The organism is Pseudomonas sp. LBUM1669 (assembly GCF_059695705.1).
The window spans coordinates 5,679,361-5,701,213 of sequence record NZ_CP166784.1; the positions used below are offsets into that span (position 1 = coordinate 5,679,361).

Below are 21,853 nucleotides of genomic sequence, written 5' to 3' on the forward strand. Positions count from 1 at the left end.
GCCGGATAATGGCCGCCAAATCGTCTAGCCGTTATTCTGGTAATCCCCCATGGAAATCAAGGTCAACTTTCTCGACAACCTTCGACTTGAAGCCAAGTTCGACGACTTCACGGTGGTGGCCGATCAACCTATCCGCTACAAGGGCGATGGCTCGGCACCGGGTCCGTTCGATTACTTCCTGGCGTCGTCGGCGTTGTGTGCGGCATATTTCGTGAAGTTGTACTGCGACACTCGCAGTATTCCCACCGAAAACATCCGCCTGTCGCAGAACAACATTGTTGACCCGGAAAACCGCTACAACCAGATCTTCAAGATCCAGGTCGAGTTGCCGGCGGACATCTCCGACAAGGACCGCCAGGGCATCCTGCGTTCCATCGACCGTTGCACCGTGAAAAAAGTCGTGCAAGCAGGGCCTGAGTTTGTGATCGAAGAGGTGGAAAACCTCGACGCCGATGCCCAGGCGCTGTTGATGCCCGCTTCCAGTTCAGAGGCGAGCACTTATATTGCGGGCAAGGATCTGCCGCTGGAGCAGACCATCGCCAATATGTCGGCCATTCTGGCGGACCTGGGCATGAAGATTGAAATCGCCTCGTGGCGCAATATCGTGCCCAACGTGTGGTCGCTGCATATCCGCGATGCACACTCGCCGATGTGTTTTACCAACGGCAAGGGCGCAACCAAGGAAGGCGCGCTGGCGTCGGCGTTGGGCGAGTTTATCGAGCGACTCAACTGCAACTTCTTCTACAACGACCAGTTCTGGGGCGAAGAGATCGCCAACGCGCCGTTTGTGCATTACCCGGACGAACGCTGGTTCAAGCCTGGCCGTAAAGATGAACTGCCGGCCGAAATCCTCGACGCGCACTGCCTGAAGATTTACAACCGCGACGGCGAGTTGCGCGGATCCCATCTGATCGATACCAACTCGGGCAATGAAGAGCGCGGCATCTGCTCGCTGCCATACGTGCGCCAGTCGGACGGCGAGGTGGTTTATTTCCCGTCCAACCTGATTGAAAACCTGTTCCTGAGCAACGGCATGAGTGCCGGCAACACGCTGGCCGAAGCCCAGGTGCAGTGCCTGTCGGAGATCTTCGAGCGTGCGGTAAAACGCGAAATCATCGAAGGTGAATTTGCACTGCCGGACGTGCCGGCCAACGTGCTGGCGAAGTACCCCGGGATCCTGGCCGGTATTCAGGCGCTGGAAGAGCAAGGGTTCCCTGTGTTGGTGAAGGATGCATCCCTGGGGGGTGAATTCCCGGTGATGTGCGTCACGTTGATGAACCCGCGCACCGGCGGTGTGTTCGCCTCGTTCGGCGCGCACCCGAGCCTGGAGGTGGCGCTGGAACGCAGCCTGACCGAACTGCTCCAGGGCCGCAGCTTCGAAGGCCTCAACGACTTGCCACAGCCGACGTTTGAAGGTCATGCGGTGACCGAGCCGAATAACTTCGTCGAGCACTTCATCGACTCCAGCGGCGTGGTGTCGTGGCGCTTCTTCAGCTCCAAGTCCGATTACGAATTCGTGGAGTGGGACTTCTCCGGCCAGGGTGAAAACTCGAATGCCAAGGAAGCCGCGACCTTGTTCGGCATTCTCGAAGGCATGGGCAAAGAAGTGTACATGGCGGTTTACGAGCATATCGGCGCGACGGCGTGCCGTATCCTGGTGCCGGACTACTCGGAAATCTATCCCGTGGACGACCTGATCTGGGATAACACCAACAAAGCGCTGTTCTTCCGCGCCGATATCCTGAACCTGCATCGCCTGGACGACGAAGAATTGCAAGCGCTGGCTGAGCGTCTGGTGGAAAGTGAACTGGACGACTACACCGACATCACCTCCTTGATCGGCATCGAATTTGACGACAATACGGCCTGGGGTCAGCTGACGATCCTGGAGTTGAAGCTGCTGATCTATCTCGCCTTGCAACAATTTGAAGAGGCGAAAGAGGCGGTGGAAATGTTCCTGCAGTACAACGACAACACGGTTGAACGTGGCTTGTTCTACCAAGCCGTCAACGCTGTGCTGGAGATGAAGCTGGACGAAGACCTGGAGCTGGAAGACTACGAGGCCAATTTCCGCCGGATGTTTGGCAACGAACGGATGGATGCCGTGATCGCCTCGGTGGATGGCAGCGTGCGCTTCCATGGCTTGACGCCGACCAGCATGAAACTGGAGGGGCTCGACCGGCACCTGCGGCTGATCGAAAGCTACAAGAAGCTGCACTCGGCACGGGCCAATGTGACCACGTTGGCCAATTAACAGCGCCCACAAAAAAGCGAAGCCATATGGCTTCGCTTTTTTGTGTCTACGGTTCTGAAAAACTGCGGATCAGAACGGGATATCGTCATCAAAGCTGTCGAAATCCGGAGCCGGCTGTGGAGCGGCCTGCTGTGGAGGCGGAGCCTGACGCGACTGCTGCGGTGCCGACTGCTGCGGACGCGGAGCCTGCTGGCGTGGAGCCGGGGCGGACTGCTGATAGTTATTGCCCCCGCCTTGTTGCTCGCCCTGCTGTGGACGGCCGCCCAGCAACTGCATGGTGCCTTGCATGTCGACCACGATTTCAGTGGTGTAACGCTTGATACCGTCTTTTTCCCACTCGCGGGTCTGCAGCTTGCCTTCGATGTAGACCTGCGAACCTTTACGCAGATATTCACCGGCAATTTCGGCCACCTTGCCGAACATCGACACACGGTGCCATTCAGTCTTCTCGACCTTCTGACCGGTTTGCTTGTCGGTCCACTGTTCGCTGGTCGCCAGACTCAGGTTGGTCACGGCGTTACCGTTAGGCAAGTAGCGAACTTCGGGATCCTGGCCGCAAGTGCCGACCAATATGACTTTGTTAACCCCACGGGCCATAACGTTCTCCTAGGCTACGCACGCAGCCCCGGCCGGGTTGTTCACCAGGCGCTCAAGGGTGGTGCGATCCAATAGTTCTGTGTCCAATTTGATGTAAATCGCCGCTTCCTCAGCAACGATTACCGCATCTGTTACCCCTACGACGGCCTTCAGGCGCTCAACCAGACCCGCTTCGCGGATCGCCTCGGGCGACAACGGCAAGCGCAGACTCGTCACGTAGGGAGGTTCGCGCATGGTAACAGCAAAGGCCAGCCAAAGTGCAGCCAGGCCGGCGCATCCGAGGAATACAACCGACAGACCGCCATGCTGGAACATCCAGCCGCCGAGGATCCCGCCCAGCGCCGAACCGAGGAACTGGCTGGTGGAATATACCCCCATCGCAGTGCCCTTGCCGCCCGCCGGTGAAACCTTGCTGATCAGCGATGGCAACGAAGCTTCCAGTAAGTTGAACGCGGTAAAGAACACCACCGTCCCGATCACCAGAGCCCGCAGGCTGTCGCCGAACTGCCAGAAGAATAGCTCAGTGAGCATCAGCGTCAGCACCGCGCCCAATAAAACTCGTTTCATTTTGCGTTTCTTCTCGCCATAGATAATGAACGGGATCATGGCGAAGAAGGAGATCAGCAGCGCGGTAAGGTAGACCCACCAGTGCTGCTCTTTAGGCAGCCCGGCTTTTTCGACCAGGGCCAGAGGCAATGCAACGAAGCTCGACATCAACATCGCGTGCAACACAAAAATGCCCAGATCCAGGCGCAGCAGGTCCGGATGCTTGAGCGTCGGGATCAGCGCCTGACGCGCGACGCCGGACTCACGGTGCTGCAACGGGCCGGTGGAGCGCGGGACCATGAACATCACGATCACGATGCCGAACAGCGCCATGCCGCCCGTAGCGAGGAACAACCCGGACAAGCCGAAAGCACGGGTCAGTAACGGCCCTACAACCATCGCGACAGCGAACGACAGACCAATCGTCATGCCGATCATGGCCATGGCTTTGGTCCGATGCTGTTCCCGGGTCAGGTCTGACAGCAGCGCCATCACCGCGGCGGAAATCGCCCCGGCGCCTTGCAGGATGCGTCCGGCGATAACGCCCCAGATCGAGTCGGCATTGGCCGCCAGCACGCTACCGAGGGCGAAGATGATCAGCCCGAGGTAAATCACCGGACGACGACCGATGCGGTCGGAAATGAAGCCGAAAGGAATCTGGAAAATCGCTTGGGTCAGGCCGTAAGCGCCGATCGCAAGCCCGATGAGGGCCGGGGTCGCTCCTGCCAGATCCATCCCATAGGTCGCCAGTACCGGCAACACCATGAACATGCCAAGCATACGGAAGGCGAACACCAGGGCCAGACCGCTTGCTGCGCGGGTCTCACTGCCACTCATGCGTTCGCTGTGGGGATCGTGCATGGAAAAACCTCATGTGAACCGGCGGCGATTCTACCAGTCCCATCGATTGACGGGGTATATCGCGACGCTTTGACGCGCTCCGCTGACAGACTCTTCATGTAAGACACAACTCCGCTCGTTTGATAGTGTGCATCCATCCAGTATTTGGCCGTATACTCCTACGTTTTCGACGCCCGCCAAGCGAGGCCACTTTGGACAAGATCCTGATTCGTGGGGCCCGAACCCACAACCTGAAGAACATCGACCTGACCCTGCCACGGGACAAGCTGATCGTCATCACCGGCCTGTCCGGATCCGGCAAATCGTCCCTGGCGTTTGACACGCTGTATGCCGAAGGCCAGCGCCGCTACGTCGAATCGCTGTCGGCCTATGCCCGGCAGTTTTTGTCGATGATGGAAAAACCTGATGTCGACACCATCGAAGGTTTGTCGCCAGCCATTTCCATCGAGCAGAAGTCGACCTCGCACAACCCGCGCTCGACGGTCGGCACCATCACCGAAATCTACGACTACCTGCGCCTGCTTTACGCCCGCGTGGGTATTCCGCGCTGCCCAGATCACGACATTCCGCTGGAAGCGCAAACCGTCAGCCAGATGGTCGACCTGGTCCTCGCCCAACCGGAGGGCAGCAAGCTGATGCTGCTTGCCCCGGTGATTCGCGAGCGCAAAGGCGAACACCTGTCGGTCTTCGAAGAACTGCGCGCCCAGGGTTTTGTCCGGGCCCGGGTCAACGGCAGGATCTGCGAACTGGATGAGCTGCCGAAGCTGGATAAGCAAAAGAAGCATTCGATTGATGTAATAGTCGACCGCTTCAAGGTCCGCGCCGATCTGCAACAGCGCCTGGCCGAGTCGTTCGAGACCGCGCTGAAGCTGGCAGACGGCATCGCCCTGGTCGCGCCGATGGACGACGAGCCCGGCGAAGAGATCATCTTCTCCGCACGCTTCGCCTGCCCGATCTGCGGTCATGCCATCAGCGAGCTGGAACCCAAGCTGTTCTCCTTCAACAACCCGGCTGGCGCTTGCCCGACTTGCGATGGCCTGGGGGTCAAGCAGTTCTTTGACATCAAGCGCCTGGTGAACGGCGAGCTGACGCTGGCCGAGGGCGCGATTCGCGGCTGGGACAGGCGCAACGTCTATTACTTCCAGATGCTCGGTTCGCTGGCTTCGTACTACAAGTTCAGCCTGGAAGTGCCGTTCAACGACCTGTCGGCCGATCAGCAGAAGTTCATCCTGCACGGCAGCGGTTCGCAGAACGTCGACTTCAAATACCTGAACGACCGCGGCGATATCGTCAAACGCTCGCACCCGTTCGAAGGCATCGTGCCGAACCTGGAACGTCGCTACCGCGAAACCGAGTCGGCTTCTGTGCGTGAAGAGCTGGCCAAGTTCCTCAGCACCCAGGCTTGCCCGGATTGCCGTGGCACGCGCTTGCGTCGTGAGGCGCGGCACGTCTGGGTGGGCGAGAAGACGCTGCCGGCGGTGACCAATCTGCCGATTGGCGATGCGTGTGAGTATTTCGGCGTGCTGAAGCTCACAGGCCGTCGCGGCGAAATTGCCGACAAAATCCTCAAGGAAATCCGCGAACGCCTGCAGTTCCTGGTCAACGTGGGTCTCGACTATCTTTCGCTGGACCGCAGTGCCGACACGTTGTCCGGCGGTGAAGCCCAGCGGATTCGCCTGGCCAGTCAGATTGGCGCCGGCCTGGTGGGGGTTCTGTACATCCTCGATGAACCGTCGATCGGTCTGCATCAACGTGATAACGATCGGTTGCTCGGCACACTCAAGCACCTGCGCGACATCGGCAACACGGTGATCGTGGTCGAGCATGACGAAGATGCTATTCGCCTGGCCGATTACGTGGTGGATATCGGGCCGGGTGCGGGGGTCCACGGTGGGCATATCGTCGCCGAAGGTACGCCGGCCGAAGTGATGGCGCATCCTGATTCGTTGACCGGCAAGTACCTGTCGGGCCGGGTAAAGATCGCGGTTCCAGCCAAACGTACACCGCGTAACAAGAAGTTATCGCTGTCGCTCAAGGGCGCTCGTGGCAACAACTTGCGCAATGTCGACCTGGACATTCCGATTGGTCTGTTGACGTGTGTGACCGGCGTGTCCGGCTCGGGCAAGTCCACGCTGATCAACAACACGCTGTTTCCCTTGAGCGCTACGGCACTCAACGGTGCAACGACGCTTGAGGCTGCCGCTCACGACAGCATTAAGGGCCTCGAGCATCTGGATAAAGTCGTCGATATCGACCAGAGTCCGATCGGCCGTACGCCGCGCTCCAACCCCGCGACTTACACCGGTCTGTTCACGCCGATTCGCGAACTGTTCGCCGGTGTTCCCGAGTCCCGCTCCCGCGGTTATGGCCCGGGCCGTTTCTCCTTCAACGTGAAGGGTGGACGCTGCGAAGCGTGTCAGGGCGATGGTCTGATCAAGGTGGAAATGCACTTCCTGCCGGACATCTATGTTCCGTGCGACGTTTGCAAGAGCAAGCGCTATAACCGCGAGACCCTAGAGATCAAGTACAAGGGCAAGAACATCCACGAAACCCTCGAGATGACTATCGAGGAAGCGCGGGTGTTCTTCGACGCTGTTCCGGCTCTGGCGCGCAAGCTTCAGACGTTGATGGACGTCGGTCTGTCCTACATCAAGCTGGGACAATCGGCGACGACGTTGTCCGGGGGTGAAGCCCAGCGGGTGAAACTGTCCCGCGAGCTGTCCAAGCGCGATACCGGCAAGACGCTGTACATCCTCGATGAACCAACCACCGGCCTGCACTTCGCGGATATTCAGCAACTGCTCGACGTGCTGCATCGACTGCGCGACCACGGCAATACCGTGGTGGTGATCGAGCACAACCTGGACGTGATCAAGACCGCCGACTGGCTGGTGGACCTGGGGCCGGAAGGCGGTTCCAAGGGAGGGCAGATCATTGCTGTCGGTACACCGGAAGAAGTGTCTGAAATGAAGCAGTCTCACACCGGCTTCTACCTCAAGCCGCTGTTGGCTCGCGACAAGGCCTGATTCGGGGCCCACGAAAAAGCCCCTGTCACTTCATCAGTGACAGGGGCTTTTTTGTATCGGTTGTCTCGTCCTGAATAAGGTTTACACCTTCTGGCTTTTTATCAGGAAGGTGCAATGGATACGGGCGCAAAACGTAGTCAGCGCGATTACACGCTGACTTTTAAATTGTCGGTTGTCGACCAAGTAGAAAAAGGCGAGTTGAGTTATAAAGAGGCTCAGCGGCGTTATGGGATTCAAGGTCGGTCGACGGTGTTGGTCTGGTTACGCAAGCATGGTCGACAAGATTGGAGCCAAGGCGCCTCCATTCGTACGCAGAGGACTCGACCGATGGACGAGCCAACTTTGCCTTTGACCCCCGAGCAGAGAATCAAAGAGCTTGAGGAGCAACTGGCACTAGCAAATCAGAAAGCCAAATTCTTTGAAGATGTGGTTGATGTCCTGAAGAATGACTACGGCGTATCCATTGTAAAAAAGCGGCCCGGCAAGTCGTTGCGCAAACCCAAACCCTGAGTGTCAGCAGGGCTTGCCAGTTTATGGGGATCAGTCGCCAAGCCTTTTACAAGCGTGATCGCGTCTATCGGGCGCGAGTCGATCAAGATCAGAAACTCATCAAGTTTGTGCAGGCAATCCGAGTGCGCCAACCCTGCATTGGCGCACGCAAGCTCCAGTCATTGATGCACGCGGAGCATGAGAAACCTGAGTTGCATGTTGGCCGGGATCGCTTGTTTGAAGTGCTGCGCGAGCACCGGCAGTTGGTTCGCAGGAAACGGGCGTATCACAAGACGACCGACAGCCATCATCACTTTCGCTGCCATCCCAATCTGCTAAAGCCAGGCCCGCAGCAAGTCGTTGCAACCGGTCCGGAACAGGTCTGGGTGGCCGATATTACTTACCTGTCCACCCAGCGTGACGATCCGGTCTACCTGAGCCTGGTCACAGATGCCTTCTCAAGAAAAATTGTCGGTTATCACGTGCATGGCAGCCTGCATGCCGACTCGGTGGCCCAAGCCTTACGCATGGCGTTAAAGACACGTCGAACACGTCAGAAACTGGTCCATCACTCGGATCGAGGAGTCCAGTACTGCTCGGCGCTGTATCAAAAGCTCCACGCCAAGCATGGCATCACGTGTTCGATGACGGATGGCTACGACTGCTACCAAAACGCCTTGGCAGAGCGGGTCAACGGCATCTTGAAAACAGAACTATTACTCCACCGGCCGACAGACTTGGCGCAAGCGGAGCAAATGGTGCGAGAAGCGATCCTGATCTACAACCAGGAACGCCCGCACCTGTCCTTAAAATACAAAACGCCCGATGCGGTGCATCGGGCGTTGGGGTGAAACAGGTGTAAACCTATTTCAGGACTAGACAGGTAGCAATCAGGTGTGGGATTGCAGGTAGTTCTCAAGACCGATCAACTTGATCAGACCCAACTGCTTTTCGAGCCAGTAGGTATGATCTTCTTCGGTGTCGTTCAGCTGAATACGCAGCATCTCGCGGCTGACGTAGTCTTTGTGCTGCTCGCAGAGCTCAATGCCCTTGCAGAGTGCGGCGCGGACTTTGTATTCCAGGCGCAGGTCGGCGGCGAGCATGTCAGGCACCGTGGTGCCGACGTCGAGATCGTCCGGACGCATGCGCGGTGTGCCTTCCAGCATCAGGATACGGCGCATCAGGGCATCAGCGTGCCCGGCTTCTTCTTCCATCTCATGATTGATTCGTTCGTAGAGCTTGGTGAAACCCCAGTCCTCATACATCCGCGAATGAACGAAATATTGATCACGCGCGGCCAGTTCGCCGGTCAGCAACGTGTTGAGGTAATCGATTACGTCTGGGTGGCCTTGCATCGCCCTACATCTCCCTGCTTGAAAGTCTGTAGTTTGAACCAAGCAGACTGTTTGGTCACTCTGCCTGCGCGATAAAAGCGAAGATATTCTGAGAAAAGTGGTTCAAATAACGCAAAAACCGCCCAAATGAGGGCGGTTCTGCTTCTCGTTTAGACTTCGTTAAGCTGTACGCTGAGTGCCTTTGCGATTGCTTCTCCATACGCTGGGTCAGCCTTGAAGAAATGCTGTAACTGGCGATCAACCACATCACTTGAAACACCACCCATCGCCCCGGCAATGTTGTTGACAAGCAGCGCTTTCTGCTCGTCACTCATGAGTCGGAACAGCGCACCGGCATGGCTGTAGTAGTCGGTGTCTTCGCGATGATCATAACGATCAGCGGCACCGCTTAATGCCAGGGGTGGCTCAGCGTAGCGAGGCGCTTGTTTCGGCGAATCGACGTAGCTGTTCGGCTCATAGTTAGGTGCTGCACCGCCATTGCTGCCGAACGCCATCGAACCATCTCGCTGATAGCTATTCACCGGACTGCGAGGCGCGTTCACCGGCAGTTGCTGATGGTTGGTGCCAATGCGGTAGCGGTGCGCGTCAGCGTAAGCGAACACGCGGCCCTGGAGCATTCGATCTGGCGACAGACCAACTCCTGGGACCATATTGCTCGGGCCGAATGCCGCTTGCTCGACTTCGGCAAAATAGTTCTGCGGATTACGGTTGAGCTCCAGTTCGCCGACTTCGATCAGAGGAAACTCTTTCTGCGACCAGGTTTTGGTCACGTCGAATGGGTTCTCATAGTGCGCCGCGGCCTGGGCCTCGGTCATGATCTGGACGCATACACGCCATTTCGGGAAGTCACCGCGCTCAATCGCCCCGAACAGGTCACGCTGCGCGTAATCTGGATCGGTACCGGCCAAACGTGCCGCTTCTGCCGGCGCCAGGTTTTTGATCCCTTGCTGGGTCTTGTAATGCCACTTCACCCAGCTCCGCTCGCCATCGGCGTTGATCAAGCTGTAGGTGTGGCTACCAAAGCCGTGCATGTGACGATAGCCGTCAGGAATGCCGCGGTCGGAGAACAGAATAGTGACCTGGTGCAGCGCCTCAGGCGAGTGCGACCAGAAGTCCCACATCATCTGCGCGCTTTTCAGATTGCTTTGCGGCAGACGCTTTTGGGTGTGGATAAAGTCCGGGAATTTCAACGGATCACGGATGAAGAACACTGGCGTGTTGTTGCCGACGATGTCCCAGTTACCTTCTTCGGTGTAGAACTTCAGGGCAAAGCCACGTGGATCGCGCTCGGTATCGGCCGAACCGCGTTCGCCGCCAACCGTGGAAAAGCGCAGAAACGTCGGGGTTTGCTTACCGACCGATTCAAACAGTTTGGCACTGGTGTACTGGGTGATGTCGCGAGTCACGGTAAACGTGCCGTAAGCACCCGAGCCCTTGGCGTGTACACGGCGCTCAGGGATGTTCTCACGATTGAAGTGGGCAAGCTTCTCGATCAGGTGGAAGTCGTCGAGCAGCAGGGGGCCACGAGGGCCGGCGGAACGGGAATTCTGATTGTCGGCGACAGGAGCGCCACTGGCGGTGGTCAGCGTTTTATTTTGACTCATGCGATCTCTTCCTCTGTCAGTCTTTAACTGCCGGCTAATCGGCTGACGGGGAGTATTGATCACGAACGTCACAGCTACAAATTCATTAAGTTGCAGCTATCGATAGAAAATTACTAATTACCTTTCTGGTTATGCGTTGATGACCATGCTTTTCGAGCGCGCACAAAAAACCGGGCACTAGGCCCGGTTCTTCGTTTCAGACTGACGTCTTACTCAGCGGATACAGCTTCACCACCGGCAGGACGATCAACCAACTCGACATACGCCATAGGCGCGTTGTCGCCAGTGCGGAAACCGCACTTGAGGATGCGCAGGTAGCCACCCTCACGGGTAGCGTAACGCTTGCCCAGGTCGTTGAAGAGCTTACCAACGATAGCTTTCGAACGAGTACGGTCGAAAGCCAGACGGCGGTTAGCCAGGCTGTCTGTCTTGGCCAAAGTGATCAGCGGCTCAGCAACGCGACGCAGTTCTTTAGCTTTTGGCAGTGTAGTTTTGATCAGCTCGTGCTCGAACAGCGACACCGCCATGTTTTGAAACATGGCCTTGCGGTGCGAGCTGGTGCGGCTCAGGTGACGACCACTTTTACGATGACGCATGGTTCATTCCTTACCAAACACAACGTTCGGTGATTACGACGATCAGGCAGTCGCCTTGTCGTCCTTCTTAAGACTTGCAGGCGGCCAGTTGTCGAGGCGCATGCCGAGGGACAGACCGCGGGAGGCCAGAACGTCCTTGATTTCAGTCAAGGATTTCTTGCCAAGGTTCGGAGTCTTCAACAGCTCTACTTCGGTACGCTGAATCAGGTCACCGATGTAGTAGATGTTTTCCGCCTTAAGGCAGTTAGCCGAACGTACAGTCAGTTCCAGATCGTCAACCGGGCGAAGCAGGATCGGATCGATCTCGTCTTCCTGCTCGACAACCACTGGCTCACTGTCACCTTTGAGGTCGACGAACGCAGCCAACTGCTGTTGCAGAATGGTTGCAGCGCGGCGGATAGCCTCTTCAGGATCCAGGGTACCGTTGGTTTCCAGATCAATAACCAGCTTGTCCAGGTTAGTACGCTGCTCGACACGGGCGTTTTCGACCACGTATGCGATACGGCGAACCGGGCTGAACGAAGAGTCAAGCTGCAAGCGACCGATGCTGCGGCTTTCGTCTTCATCGCTCTGACGCGAGTCTGCCGGTTCATAACCACGACCACGAGCTACGGTGAGCTTCATGTTCAGGGCGCCGTTAGACGCCAGGTTAGCGATTACGTGATCGGGGTTAACGATCTCGACATCATGATCCAGCTGAATATCGGCAGCGGTAACCACCCCCGAACCCTTCTTCGACAAGGTCAGCGTAACTTCGTCACGACCGTGCAGCTTGATAGCCAGACCTTTAAGGTTCAACAGGATTTCAATTACGTCTTCCTGTACGCCTTCGATGGCGCTGTACTCATGGAGCACACCGTCAATCTCGGCCTCGACTACTGCACAGCCGGGCATTGAGGACAACAGGATGCGTCGCAGCGCGTTGCCCAGGGTGTGGCCGAAACCACGCTCGAGAGGCTCGAGAGTGATCTTGGCGCGGGTTGGACTGACAACCTGCACATCAATATGGCGGGGTGTCAGGAACTCATTTACCGAAATCTGCATGGATGCACCTATTTTCTAGCCCTTACTTGGAGTAGAGCTCGACAATCAGGCTTTCGTTGATGTCGGCGGACAGATCACTGCGAGCAGGAACGTTCTTGAAAACGCCCGACTTCTTCTCAGTGTCTACTTCTACCCATTCTACGCGGCCACGTTGGGCACACAGATCGAGAGCTTGGACAATGCGAAGTTGGTTCTTTGCTTTCTCGCGAATCGCGACCACGTCACCAGCACGAACCTGGTAGGACGGTACGTTTACGGTCTGACCGTTAACGCTGACGGATTTGTGCGATACCAGCTGACGGGATTCGGCACGAGTAGAGCCAAAACCCATACGGTATACAACGTTGTCCAGACGGCATTCGAGCAGTTGCAGCAGGTTTTCACCGGTTGCACCTTTCTTGCCAGCAGCTTCTTTGTAGTAGCCGCTGAATTGACGCTCGAGAACGCCGTAGATACGACGGACCTTCTGCTTTTCACGCAGTTGGGTGCCGTAATCGGACTGGCGACCGCGGCGTTGGCCGTGGATACCAGGTGCTGCTTCGATGTTGCACTTCGATTCGATCGCGCGCACGCCGCTCTTCAGAAAGAGATCGGTGCCTTCGCGACGAGCGAGTTTGCATTTTGGACCAATGTAACGAGCCATTCTTTACAATCTCCTGGATTACACGCGGCGCTTCTTCGGCGGACGGCACCCGTTGTGCGGGATTGGCGTCACGTCGGTGATGCTGGCGATCTTGTAGCCACAGCCGTTCAAAGCGCGGACTGCAGATTCACGACCTGGGCCTGGACCTTTGACGTTAACGTCGAGGTTTTTCAGACCGTATTCCAGCGCAGCTTGACCAGCACGTTCAGCAGCTACTTGAGCAGCAAACGGGGTGGACTTGCGGGAACCGCGGAAACCCGAACCACCGGAGGTAGCCCAGGAAAGAGCGTTGCCTTGACGGTCGGTGATGGTCACGATTGTGTTGTTAAAAGAAGCATGGATGTGGGCAATGCCATCAACCACTGTCTTTTTAACTTTTTTACGAGGACGAGCAGCAGGTTTAGCCATGATTAATTTCCTGTCGATTCGCTGGGGCGATTACTTGCGGATCGGCTTACGCGGACCTTTACGGGTACGCGCGTTAGTCTTGGTACGCTGACCGCGCACTGGAAGACCACGACGATGACGCAGACCGCGATAGCAACCGAGGTCCATCAAACGCTTGATTTTCATGTTGATTTCGCGACGCAGGTCACCTTCAGTGGTGAACTTCGCCACTTCGCCACGCAGCTGTTCAATCTGCTCGTCGCTCAGATCCTTGATCTTTGCGGCTGGGTTTACCCCAGTCACTGCACAGATCTTCTGTGCAGTAGTGCGACCAACACCATAGATGTAGGTCAGCGAGATAACAGTATGCTTGTTATCTGGAATGTTAACGCCTGCAATACGGGCCATTCAGTGGGACTCCAATTGACAGCTACCTACGCCCCGGAAGCCAAGAAATAGGGCGCGAGATAATATCGCTGTAATAACAAATAATCAACCCGGTAGCGCACTAGCTACCGGGCTTGAAGCACAATCACACTCAGCCTTGGCGCTGTTTGTGACGCGGTTCCGCGCTGCAAATTACCCGAACAACACCTTCGCGGCGAATAATCTTGCAGTTACGGCACAGCTTTTTCACCGATGCACGAACTTTCATCACCAACTCCTCGAACCTTATGGGTACTCAGCGCAACATGCCGCTGCCGTAACCCTTCAGGTTGGCTTTCTTCATCAGGGATTCGTACTGGTGCGAAACGAGGTGCGATTGTACTTGGGACATGAAGTCCATCACAACCACGACGACGATCAGCAACGAGGTCCCGCCAAGGTAGAACGGTACGTTTGCTGCAACCACCAGGAACTGGGGCAACAGACACACGGCCGTCATATATAGAGCACCGAACAAGGTCAAACGAGTCAGAACGCCATCAATATAGCGCGCAGACTGCTCACCTGGACGGATACCCGGAATAAAGGCACCGGACTTCTTCAGGTTTTCCGCTACGTCTTTCGGATTGAACATCAACGCCGTATAGAAGAAGCAGAAGAAAATAATCCCTGCACTAAACAGCAGAATATTCAACGGCTGACCAGGAGCGATCGACTGCGAGATGTCCTGCAGCCAGCCCATACCTTCAGACTGACCAAACCAGGTCCCCAACGAAGCCGGGAACAGCAAAATGCTGCTCGCGAAAATGGCTGGAATAACACCAGCCATGTTCACTTTCAACGGCAAGTGGCTGGTCTGCGCAGCGAAGACCTTGCGGCCCTGCTGACGCTTGGCGTAATGAACAGCAATACGACGCTGACCACGCTCAATGAACACCACGAAACCGATAATCGCTACTGCCAACAAACCGATGGCAACCAAGGCAAAAATATTGATATCACCCTGACGCGCAGACTCGAAAGACTGCCCGATCGCCCTCGGAAGACCGGCGACGATACCTGCGAAAATCAACATCGAGATACCGTTGCCAACACCACGCTCAGTAATCTGCTCACCCAGCCACATCATGAACATCGCACCAGCCACAAAAGTGGATACCGCGACGAAATGGAAGCCAAAGTCACCAGTGAACGAAACGCCCTGCCCTGCCAGACCAATGGACATGCCAATTGCCTGAACGAGAGCGAGGACGACAGTGCCGTAGCGGGTGTACTGGGCAATCTTGCGACGCCCAGCTTCACCTTCCTTCTTCAACTGCTCCAGCTGCGGGCTAACGGCGGTCATCAGTTGCATGATGATCGATGCCGAGATGTACGGCATGATCCCCAGTGCAAAGATGCTCATCCGTTCCAGCGCGCCGCCGGAAAACATGTTGAACAAGCTAAGAATGGTCCCCTCATTCTGTCGAAACAGGTCCGCGAGTCGGTCCGGGTTGATACCTGGAACCGGGATGTGTGCGCCTATTCGGTAGACGATAATCGCCAGGAACAGAAAACGCAGACGAGCCCAGAGTTCAGACATACCGCCTTTGCCGAGCGCAGAGAGAGCACCTTGCTTAGCCATTTATTCCTCGAACTTGCCGCCAGCTGCTTCGATAGCCGCACGCGCACCTTTGGTGGCGCCGATTCCCTTTCCGATGGTAACAGCGCGAGTCACTTCGCCGGACAGCATGATTTTCACACGCTGAACGTTGACGTTGATCACGTTGGCATCTTTCAGGGACTGCACGGTGACGATGTCGCCTTCCACTTTAGCCAGCTCGGACAGACGCACTTCTGCGCGGTCCATGGCTTTCAGGGAAACGAAACCGAACTTCGGCAGGCGACGATGCAGCGGCTGTTGACCGCCTTCAAAGCCTGGAGCAATGGTGCCACCGGAGCGGGAGGACTGACCTTTGTGGCCACGGCCACCGGTCTTGCCCAAACCACTACCGATACCACGGCCCGGACGATGCTTTTCGCGACGGGAACCCGGCGCTGGACTCAGATCATTGAGTTTCATCGATTAACCCTCGACACGCAGCATGTAGTAAGCCTTGTTGATCATCCCGCGATTCTCGGGAGTATCAAGTACTTCTACAGTGTGACCGATGCGACGCAGACCCAGACCCTTAACGCACAGTTTGTGGTTAGGGATGCGGCCGGTCATGCTTTTGATCAGCGTTACTTTAACGGTAGCCATGATCAGAAGATCTCCTTGACGCTTTTGCCACGCTTGGCGGCAATGGATTCAGGAGATTGCATAGCTTTCAAACCTTTGAAAGTGGCGTGAACCACGTTTACCGGGTTAGTCGAGCCGTAGCACTTGGCCAGAACGTTCTGAACGCCAGCAACCTCGAGGACAGCACGCATAGCGCCGCCAGCGATGATACCGGTACCTTCAGAAGCAGGCTGCATGTACACCTTCGAAGCGCCGTGAGCGGACTTCATTGCGTACTGCAGAGTGGTGCCGTTCAGGTCAACTTGGATCATGTTGCGGCGAGCAGCTTCCATTGCCTTCTGGATCGCAGCAGGCACTTCACGCGACTTGCCACGGCCGAAGCCAACGCGCCCTTTACCATCACCAACCACGGTCAACGCGGTGAAAGTGAAGATACGGCCGCCTTTAACGGTTTTGGCTACGCGGTTAACTTGAACCAGCTTCTCGATGTAGCCTTCGTCGCGCTTTTGGTCGTTATTTGACATAACTTAGAACTCCAGCCCAGCTTCACGAGCAGCATCAGCCAGCGCTTTAACGCGGCCGTGGTACTTGAAGCCAGAGCGGTCGAAAGCCACTTGCGAGACGCCAGCGGCCTTAGCACGCGTAGCGACCAGCTGGCCAACCTTAGTGGCCGCGTCGATGTTGCCAGTGGCACCATCACGCAGTTCTTTATCCAAAGTCGAGGCGGATGCCAGAACTTTGGCGCCGTCGGCCGAAATGACCTGGGCGTAGATGTGCTGCGACGAGCGGAACACGCAGAGACGCACGACTTCGAGTTCGTGCATTTTCAGGCGTGCTTTGCGAGCGCGACGCAGTCGAGTAACTTTTTTGTCGGTCATTTGCTATGCCCTACTTCTTCTTGGCTTCTTTACGACGGACGACTTCGTCCGCGTAGCGCACACCTTTGCCTTTGTACGGCTCTGGTGGACGGAAGTCGCGGATCTCGGCGGCCACTTGACCTACCAGTTGCTTATCGATGCCCTTGATCAGGATATCGGTCTGGCTAGGAGTCTCAGCGGTGATGCCTTCCGGCAGTTCATAATCCACTGGGTGCGAGAAGCCAAGAGCCAGATTCAGCACTGTGCCTTTTGCTTGCGCTTTGTAACCAACACCGACCAGCTGGAGCTTGCGCTCGAAGCCTTGGCTTACGCCTTGGACCATGTTGTTTACCAACGCACGAGTGGTACCAGCCATTGCGCGAGTTTGTTGATCGCCATTGCGAGCAGCGAAACGCAGCTCACCAGCTTCTTCAACGATCTCAACGGACGAATGGATGTTCAGTTCGAGAGTGCCCTTGGCACCCTTCACCGAAAGCTGTTGGCCTGCGAATTTGACTTCGACACCGGCTGGCAGCTTAACGGGGTTCTTAGCGACGCGTGACATGCTTATCCCCCCTTAGAACACAGTGCAAAGAACTTCGCCGCCGACACCGGCAGCGCGCGCAGCACGATCCGTCATCACACCTTTGTTGGTGGAGACGATAGACACACCGAGACCGCCACGAACTTTTGGCAGATCATCGACGGACTTGTACTGACGCAGGCCTGGACGGCTAACGCGCTTCACTTCTTCGATGACCGGACGGCCTTCGAAATATTTCAGCTCGATAGACAGCAGTGGTTTTGTTTCGCTGCTGATCTGATAACCCGCGATGTAACCTTCGTCCTTCAGGACTTTAGCTACAGCCACCTTCAACGTGGAAGAAGGCATGCTTACGACGGACTTTTCAGCCATCTGGGCATTACGGATTCGAGTTAGCATGTCCGCTAACGGGTCCTGCATACTCATGGGCTAGACGCTCCTAATACAAAAAAATAAGCCTTGCGGCTACTACCTTCGCCGATAAACTCCATGCGAAAAAAGCACGGGCTCAGGCGAGCCGGGTATTCTAGACACACCCCACAAATGAATCAAGCCCCAAAAGGGGCTTGATTCATGTTCAAGGTCACCGATGGTCAGGAACTTGCGCTCCTGGACACCGAGACTTTGATAGTGCTTACCAGCTGGCTTTAACCAGACCAGGTACGTCACCACGCATTGCAGCTTCACGCAGTTTGTTACGACCGAGGCCGAACTTGCGGTAAACGCCGTGTGGACGACCGGTCAGGCGGCAGCGGTTACGCATGCGCGAAGCGCTTGCGTCACGTGGCTGCTTTTGCAGAGCTACTGTAGCTTCCCAACGCGCTTCTGGACTTGCGTTCAGATCAACGATGATAGCTTTCAGTGCTGCACGCTTTTTGGCGTACTTGGCAACCGTGAGCTGACGTTTCAGCTCGCGGTTTTTCATGCTCATCTTGGCCATTTTCCTACTCCAATCAGTTGCGGAACGGGAATTTGAAAGCACGCAACAGGGCGCGACCTTCATCATCGTTCTTGGCAGTGGTGGTCAGGGTAATGTCCAGACCGCGGAGAGCATCGATCTTGTCGTAGTCGATTTCCGGGAAGATGATCTGCTCTTTAACGCCCATGCTGTAGTTACCACGACCATCGAAGGACTTGGCATTCAGGCCGCGGAAGTCGCGAACCCGAGGCAGGGAGATCGACAGCAGACGATCCAGGAATTCATACATACGCTCACGGCGCAGGGTCACTTTGACGCCGATCGGCCAACCTTCACGGACTTTAAAGCCAGCGATGGATTTCCGAGCGTAAGTCACAACAACTTTCTGACCGGTGATCTTTTCCAGATCGGCAACAGCGTGCTCGATGACTTTTTTGTCACCGACTGCTTCGCCCAGACCCATGTTCAGGGTGATTTTCGTAACGCGTGGAACTTCCATCACGTTCGAAAGCTTAAGTTCTTCCTTAAGCTTCGGTGCGATTTCTTTCCAGTAAATCTCTTTTAGTCGTGCCATGGTCTCATCTACCTAGCAGTGTTCAAGCATCAACCGCTTTTTGGGTCGACTTGAAGACACGAATTTTCTTGCCGTCTTCTACTTTGAAACCAACGCGGTCAGCCTTGTTGGTTTCGCCGTTGAAAATGGCGACGTTAGAAGCGTCCAGCGGAGCTTCTTTTTCGACGATACCGCCTTGTACGCCCGACATCGGGTTAGGCTTGGTATGACGCTTAACCAGGTTCAGACCACCAATAACCAGACGGTTATTAGCGAGAACCTTAAGCACCTTACCGCGCTTACCTTTGTCTTTGCCGGCGATCACGATGATCTCGTCGTCACGACGAATCTTTTGCATGTCGGATCTCCTTACAGCACTTCTGGGGCGAGCGAGACGATCTTCATGAACTTCTCAGTACGAAGTTCACGGGTCACTGGCCCAAAGATACGGGTGCCGATCGGCTCTTGCTTGTTGTTCAGAAGAACAGCAGCGTTGCCATCAAAGCGGATAATGGAGCCATCAGCACGACGTACGCCGTGACGAGTGCGGACTACAACAGCAGTCATCACTTGGCCTTTTTTCACTTTACCGCGAGGAATTGCTTCCTTCACGGTAACTTTGATGATGTCACCGATACCAGCGTAACGACGATGGGAGCCACCCAGCACCTTGATGCACATAACGCGGCGTGCGCCGCTGTTATCGGCCACATCGAGCATGGATTGAGTCTGAATCATATAATTTCTCCGACCCCTAGTCCTTAGACTTCCACAGCGCGTTCGAGAACATCAACCAGCGCCCAAGACTTGGTCTTGGCCAAAGGACGAGTTTCACGAATAGTGACTTTGTCGCCGATGTGGCACTGATTGGTTTCGTCGTGCGCGTGCAGCTTAGTCGAACGCTTAACGTATTTACCGTAGATCGGGTGCTTAACGCGACGCTCGATCAGAACGGTGATGGTCTTGTCCATTTTGTCGCTGACAACACGGCCAGTCAGCGTACGGACGGTTTTTTCGGCTTCAGCCATGATTACTTACCTGCCTGCTGTTTGAGCACAGTCTTCACGCGAGCGATGTCACGCTTAACTTGCCGGAGCAGGTGAGACTGCCCCAACTGGCCAGTTGCTTTCTGCATGCGCAGATTGAACTGGTCGCGCAGCAGGCCGAGCAGTTGCTCGTTAAGCTGCGGCGCGTCTTTTTCACGAAGTTCATTCGCTTTCATCACATCACCGTCCGTTTAACAAAGGCGGTGGCGAGCGGCAGCTTTGCAGCAGCCAGGGCAAAAGCCTCACGCGCCAGCTCTTCAGTTACACCCTCGATTTCATACAGGACTTTGCCTGGCTGAATCTGGGCAACCCAGTACTCCACACTACCCTTACCTTTACCCATCCGAACTTCGAGTGGCTTTTTGGAAATAGGCTTGTCCGGGAATACACGGATCCAGATCTTGCCGCCACGTTTAACGTGACGGGTCAGTGCACGACGCGCTGACTCGATCTGACGAGCGGTGAGACGACCACGAGCTACAGACTTCAGCGCATATTCGCCGAAGCTGACTTTGCTACCGCGCTGAGCCAAGCCACGGTTGTGGCCAGTCATCTGCTTGCGGAACTTCGTACGCTTTGGTTGCAACATTTGGCGTACCCCTTACTTAGCAGCTTTTTTACGAGGCGCTGGTGCTTGTGGTTTCAGTTCTTCTTGGCGACCACCAATTACTTCGCCTTTGAAGATCCAAACCTTTACACCGATCACACCATAAGTGGTGTGAGCTTCGTAGTTGGCATAGTCGATGTCGGCACGCAGGGTGTGCAGTGGCACACGACCTTCGCGATACCATTCAGTACGTGCGATTTCAGCACCGCCGAGACGACCGCTCACTTGGATTTTGATGCCTTTGGCACCAATGCGCATGGCGTTCTGTACAGCGCGCTTCATAGCGCGACGGAACATTACGCGACGCTCCAGCTGCTGAGCTACGCTCTGCGCAACCAACATACCGTCGAGTTCCGGCTTGCGGATTTCTTCGATATTGATGTGCACAGGCACACCCATTTGCTTGGTCAGGTCCTGACGCAGTTTCTCAACATCTTCACCTTTCTTCCCGATAACAATACCTGGACGAGCGGTGTGGATGGTGATACGTGCAGTCTGAGCCGGACGATGGATATCGATACGGCTTACGGACGCGCTTTTTAGTTTGTCTTGGAGATACTCGCGCACCTTCAGATCAGCGAACAAATAGTCCGCATAAGTCCGACCGTCTGCGTACCAGACGGAGGTGTGCTCCTTGACGATTCCCAGGCGAATGCCAATGGGATGTACTTTCTGACCCATCTCTTCGACTCCGTTACTTGTCAGCAACCTTGACAGTGATATGGCAAGACCGCTTGACGATGCGATCAGCACGGCCTTTGGCACGTGGCATGATTCGCTTCAGCGAACGCCCTTCGTTGACGAAAACGGTGCTGACTTTAAGGTCATCAACGTCTGCGCCTTCGTTATGCTCGGCGTTGGCTACGGCCGACTCCAGCACTTTCTTCATGATCTCGGCGGCTTTCTTACTGCTGAAAGCCAACAGGTTGAGCGCTTCGCCCACCTTCTTCCCGCGGATCTGGTCGGCGACCAAGCGGGCTTTCTGGGCGGAGATTCGAGCGCCCGACAACTTAGCGGCTACTTCCATCGTTCCTTACCCCTTAACGCTTGGCTTTCTTGTCTGCCACGTGCCCACGATATGTGCGGGTACCGGCAAACTCGCCCAGTTTGTGGCCGACCATGTCTTCGTTCACAAGAACTGGGACATGTTGACGACCGTTATGCACTGCAATGGTCAAACCGACCATTTGTGGCAGGATCATGGAACGGCGCGACCAGGTTTTAACTGGTTTGCGATCGTTCTTTTCCGCCGCCACTTCGATCTTCTTCAGTAGGTGAAGATCAATAAAAGGACCTTTTTTCAGAGAACGTGGCACT

The 21,853-nt window shown here is 55.9% G+C and carries 30 protein-coding genes; 3 read left to right on the forward strand and 27 right to left on the reverse strand.

What is annotated here, in order from left to right; all coding sequences use genetic code 11:
- Positions 1–49 precede the first annotated feature (49 nt).
- Positions 50–2,254 carry an OsmC domain/YcaO domain-containing protein gene (locus ACA051_RS26415; protein WP_497372504.1) on the forward strand — a complete coding sequence of 735 codons (2,205 nt, stop codon included), beginning with the start codon at positions 50–52 and terminating at the stop codon, positions 2,252–2,254.
- Positions 2,255–2,323: 69 nt separating this feature from the next.
- Here the strand turns inward: ACA051_RS26415 and ACA051_RS26420 are convergent, their stop codons facing one another.
- Both ACA051_RS26420 and ACA051_RS26425 read right to left on the reverse strand, forming a co-directional pair.
- Positions 2,324–2,851: a single-stranded DNA-binding protein gene (locus tag ACA051_RS26420; RefSeq protein ID WP_049711300.1), complete on the reverse strand. Its 528-nt coding sequence runs from the start codon at positions 2,849–2,851 to the stop codon at positions 2,324–2,326.
- Positions 2,852–2,860: 9 nt separating this feature from the next.
- Positions 2,861–4,258, reverse strand: a complete 1,398-nt coding sequence (locus ACA051_RS26425; protein ID WP_497305845.1) for an MFS transporter — start codon at positions 4,256–4,258, stop codon at positions 2,861–2,863.
- 191 nt (positions 4,259–4,449) lie between these two features.
- Here ACA051_RS26425 and uvrA point away from each other — a divergent pair, with 191 nt between their 5' ends.
- The gene (gene uvrA / locus ACA051_RS26430; protein WP_497372506.1) at positions 4,450–7,284 is read left to right on the forward strand and encodes an excinuclease ABC subunit UvrA; all 2,835 of its coding nucleotides are present in this window, start codon (positions 4,450–4,452) and stop codon (positions 7,282–7,284) included.
- Between the two features lie 114 nt (positions 7,285–7,398).
- Positions 7,399–8,624, forward strand: a protein-coding gene (locus ACA051_RS26435) for an IS3 family transposase (protein WP_497303223.1) whose coding sequence is annotated in 2 segments (ribosomal slippage) — positions 7,399–7,750 and positions 7,750–8,624 — 1,227 coding nt in all. Because the reading frame shifts where the segments join, the coding sequence is not laid out codon by codon here.
- A gap of 39 nt (positions 8,625–8,663) precedes the next feature.
- Here the strand turns inward: ACA051_RS26435 and bfr are convergent.
- The 25 genes from bfr to rpsS form a co-directional block, all read right to left on the reverse strand.
- A complete protein-coding gene (bfr, locus tag ACA051_RS26440) occupies positions 8,664–9,128 on the reverse strand; it encodes a bacterioferritin (RefSeq protein WP_008030905.1) in 465 nt (154 codons plus the stop codon).
- Positions 9,129–9,277: 149 nt separating this feature from the next.
- Entirely contained in the window at positions 9,278–10,732 is a 1,455-nt protein-coding gene (locus ACA051_RS26445) for a catalase (protein ID WP_497305849.1), read from the reverse strand.
- Positions 10,733–10,941: 209 nt separating this feature from the next.
- Positions 10,942–11,328: a 50S ribosomal protein L17 gene (gene rplQ / locus ACA051_RS26450; protein ID WP_008145500.1), complete on the reverse strand. Its 387-nt coding sequence runs from the start codon at positions 11,326–11,328 to the stop codon at positions 10,942–10,944.
- A 42-nt stretch (positions 11,329–11,370) separates the two neighbouring features.
- On the reverse strand, positions 11,371–12,372 hold the full coding sequence (locus ACA051_RS26455; RefSeq protein ID WP_003186012.1) for a DNA-directed RNA polymerase subunit alpha: 1,002 nt from the start codon (positions 12,370–12,372) through the stop codon (positions 11,371–11,373).
- A 22-nt stretch (positions 12,373–12,394) separates the two neighbouring features.
- The gene (gene rpsD / locus ACA051_RS26460) at positions 12,395–13,015 is read right to left on the reverse strand and encodes a 30S ribosomal protein S4 (RefSeq protein ID WP_003210056.1); all 621 of its coding nucleotides are present in this window, start codon (positions 13,013–13,015) and stop codon (positions 12,395–12,397) included.
- A gap of 18 nt (positions 13,016–13,033) precedes the next feature.
- Positions 13,034–13,423, reverse strand: a complete 390-nt coding sequence (gene rpsK, locus ACA051_RS26465; RefSeq protein WP_002555466.1) for a 30S ribosomal protein S11 — start codon at positions 13,421–13,423, stop codon at positions 13,034–13,036.
- Positions 13,424–13,453: 30 nt separating this feature from the next.
- Positions 13,454–13,810, reverse strand: coding sequence for a 30S ribosomal protein S13 (rpsM, locus tag ACA051_RS26470; RefSeq protein WP_003186020.1), 357 nt, complete (start codon positions 13,808–13,810; stop codon positions 13,454–13,456).
- Positions 13,811–13,940: 130 nt separating this feature from the next.
- Positions 13,941–14,057 carry a 50S ribosomal protein L36 gene (rpmJ, locus tag ACA051_RS26475; RefSeq protein WP_002555468.1) on the reverse strand — a complete coding sequence of 39 codons (117 nt, stop codon included), beginning with the start codon at positions 14,055–14,057 and terminating at the stop codon, positions 13,941–13,943.
- 27 nt (positions 14,058–14,084) lie between these two features.
- Entirely contained in the window at positions 14,085–15,413 is a 1,329-nt protein-coding gene (gene secY, locus ACA051_RS26480; RefSeq protein WP_008073883.1) for a preprotein translocase subunit SecY, read from the reverse strand.
- Complete coding sequence (gene rplO / locus ACA051_RS26485; RefSeq protein ID WP_007896782.1) at positions 15,414–15,851, reverse strand: 50S ribosomal protein L15; 438 nt, start codon at positions 15,849–15,851, stop codon at positions 15,414–15,416.
- Positions 15,852–15,854: 3 nt separating this feature from the next.
- On the reverse strand, positions 15,855–16,031 hold the full coding sequence (rpmD, locus tag ACA051_RS26490; RefSeq protein WP_003186033.1) for a 50S ribosomal protein L30: 177 nt from the start codon (positions 16,029–16,031) through the stop codon (positions 15,855–15,857).
- 2 nt (positions 16,032–16,033) lie between these two features.
- The gene (gene rpsE, locus ACA051_RS26495) at positions 16,034–16,534 is read right to left on the reverse strand and encodes a 30S ribosomal protein S5 (RefSeq protein ID WP_003186035.1); all 501 of its coding nucleotides are present in this window, start codon (positions 16,532–16,534) and stop codon (positions 16,034–16,036) included.
- Positions 16,535–16,537: 3 nt separating this feature from the next.
- Positions 16,538–16,888: a 50S ribosomal protein L18 gene (rplR, locus tag ACA051_RS26500; protein WP_017341069.1), complete on the reverse strand. Its 351-nt coding sequence runs from the start codon at positions 16,886–16,888 to the stop codon at positions 16,538–16,540.
- A gap of 10 nt (positions 16,889–16,898) precedes the next feature.
- Positions 16,899–17,432 (reverse strand): 50S ribosomal protein L6, encoded by a 534-nt coding sequence (rplF, locus tag ACA051_RS26505; protein ID WP_003176412.1) that lies wholly within the window; start codon positions 17,430–17,432, stop codon positions 16,899–16,901.
- A 12-nt stretch (positions 17,433–17,444) separates the two neighbouring features.
- Complete coding sequence (rpsH, locus tag ACA051_RS26510) at positions 17,445–17,837, reverse strand: 30S ribosomal protein S8 (RefSeq protein ID WP_008065722.1); 393 nt, start codon at positions 17,835–17,837, stop codon at positions 17,445–17,447.
- 208 nt (positions 17,838–18,045) lie between these two features.
- Positions 18,046–18,351, reverse strand: a complete 306-nt coding sequence (gene rpsN, locus ACA051_RS26515; protein ID WP_003176414.1) for a 30S ribosomal protein S14 — start codon at positions 18,349–18,351, stop codon at positions 18,046–18,048.
- 13 nt (positions 18,352–18,364) lie between these two features.
- Complete coding sequence (gene rplE, locus ACA051_RS26520) at positions 18,365–18,904, reverse strand: 50S ribosomal protein L5 (protein WP_003176415.1); 540 nt, start codon at positions 18,902–18,904, stop codon at positions 18,365–18,367.
- Positions 18,905–18,926: 22 nt separating this feature from the next.
- Entirely contained in the window at positions 18,927–19,241 is a 315-nt protein-coding gene (gene rplX / locus ACA051_RS26525) for a 50S ribosomal protein L24 (protein ID WP_003176416.1), read from the reverse strand.
- Between the two features lie 11 nt (positions 19,242–19,252).
- Positions 19,253–19,621, reverse strand: coding sequence for a 50S ribosomal protein L14 (gene rplN / locus ACA051_RS26530; RefSeq protein WP_002555479.1), 369 nt, complete (start codon positions 19,619–19,621; stop codon positions 19,253–19,255).
- Positions 19,622–19,644: 23 nt separating this feature from the next.
- Positions 19,645–19,911, reverse strand: coding sequence for a 30S ribosomal protein S17 (rpsQ, locus tag ACA051_RS26535; protein ID WP_003176419.1), 267 nt, complete (start codon positions 19,909–19,911; stop codon positions 19,645–19,647).
- Positions 19,912–19,913: 2 nt separating this feature from the next.
- Positions 19,914–20,105, reverse strand: coding sequence for a 50S ribosomal protein L29 (gene rpmC, locus ACA051_RS26540; RefSeq protein ID WP_008030901.1), 192 nt, complete (start codon positions 20,103–20,105; stop codon positions 19,914–19,916).
- On the reverse strand, positions 20,105–20,518 hold the full coding sequence (gene rplP, locus ACA051_RS26545) for a 50S ribosomal protein L16 (protein ID WP_045057467.1): 414 nt from the start codon (positions 20,516–20,518) through the stop codon (positions 20,105–20,107). Before rplP ends, rpmC begins: the two co-directional genes overlap by 1 nt.
- Positions 20,519–20,530: 12 nt before the next feature.
- Positions 20,531–21,217 carry a 30S ribosomal protein S3 gene (rpsC, locus tag ACA051_RS26550; protein ID WP_003176422.1) on the reverse strand — a complete coding sequence of 229 codons (687 nt, stop codon included), beginning with the start codon at positions 21,215–21,217 and terminating at the stop codon, positions 20,531–20,533.
- Positions 21,218–21,230: 13 nt separating this feature from the next.
- Entirely contained in the window at positions 21,231–21,563 is a 333-nt protein-coding gene (gene rplV, locus ACA051_RS26555) for a 50S ribosomal protein L22 (RefSeq protein ID WP_003103908.1), read from the reverse strand.
- 13 nt (positions 21,564–21,576) lie between these two features.
- Positions 21,577–21,852 carry a 30S ribosomal protein S19 gene (gene rpsS / locus ACA051_RS26560; protein WP_002555486.1) on the reverse strand — a complete coding sequence of 92 codons (276 nt, stop codon included), beginning with the start codon at positions 21,850–21,852 and terminating at the stop codon, positions 21,577–21,579.
- Between the last annotated feature and the right edge of the window lies 1 nt (position 21,853).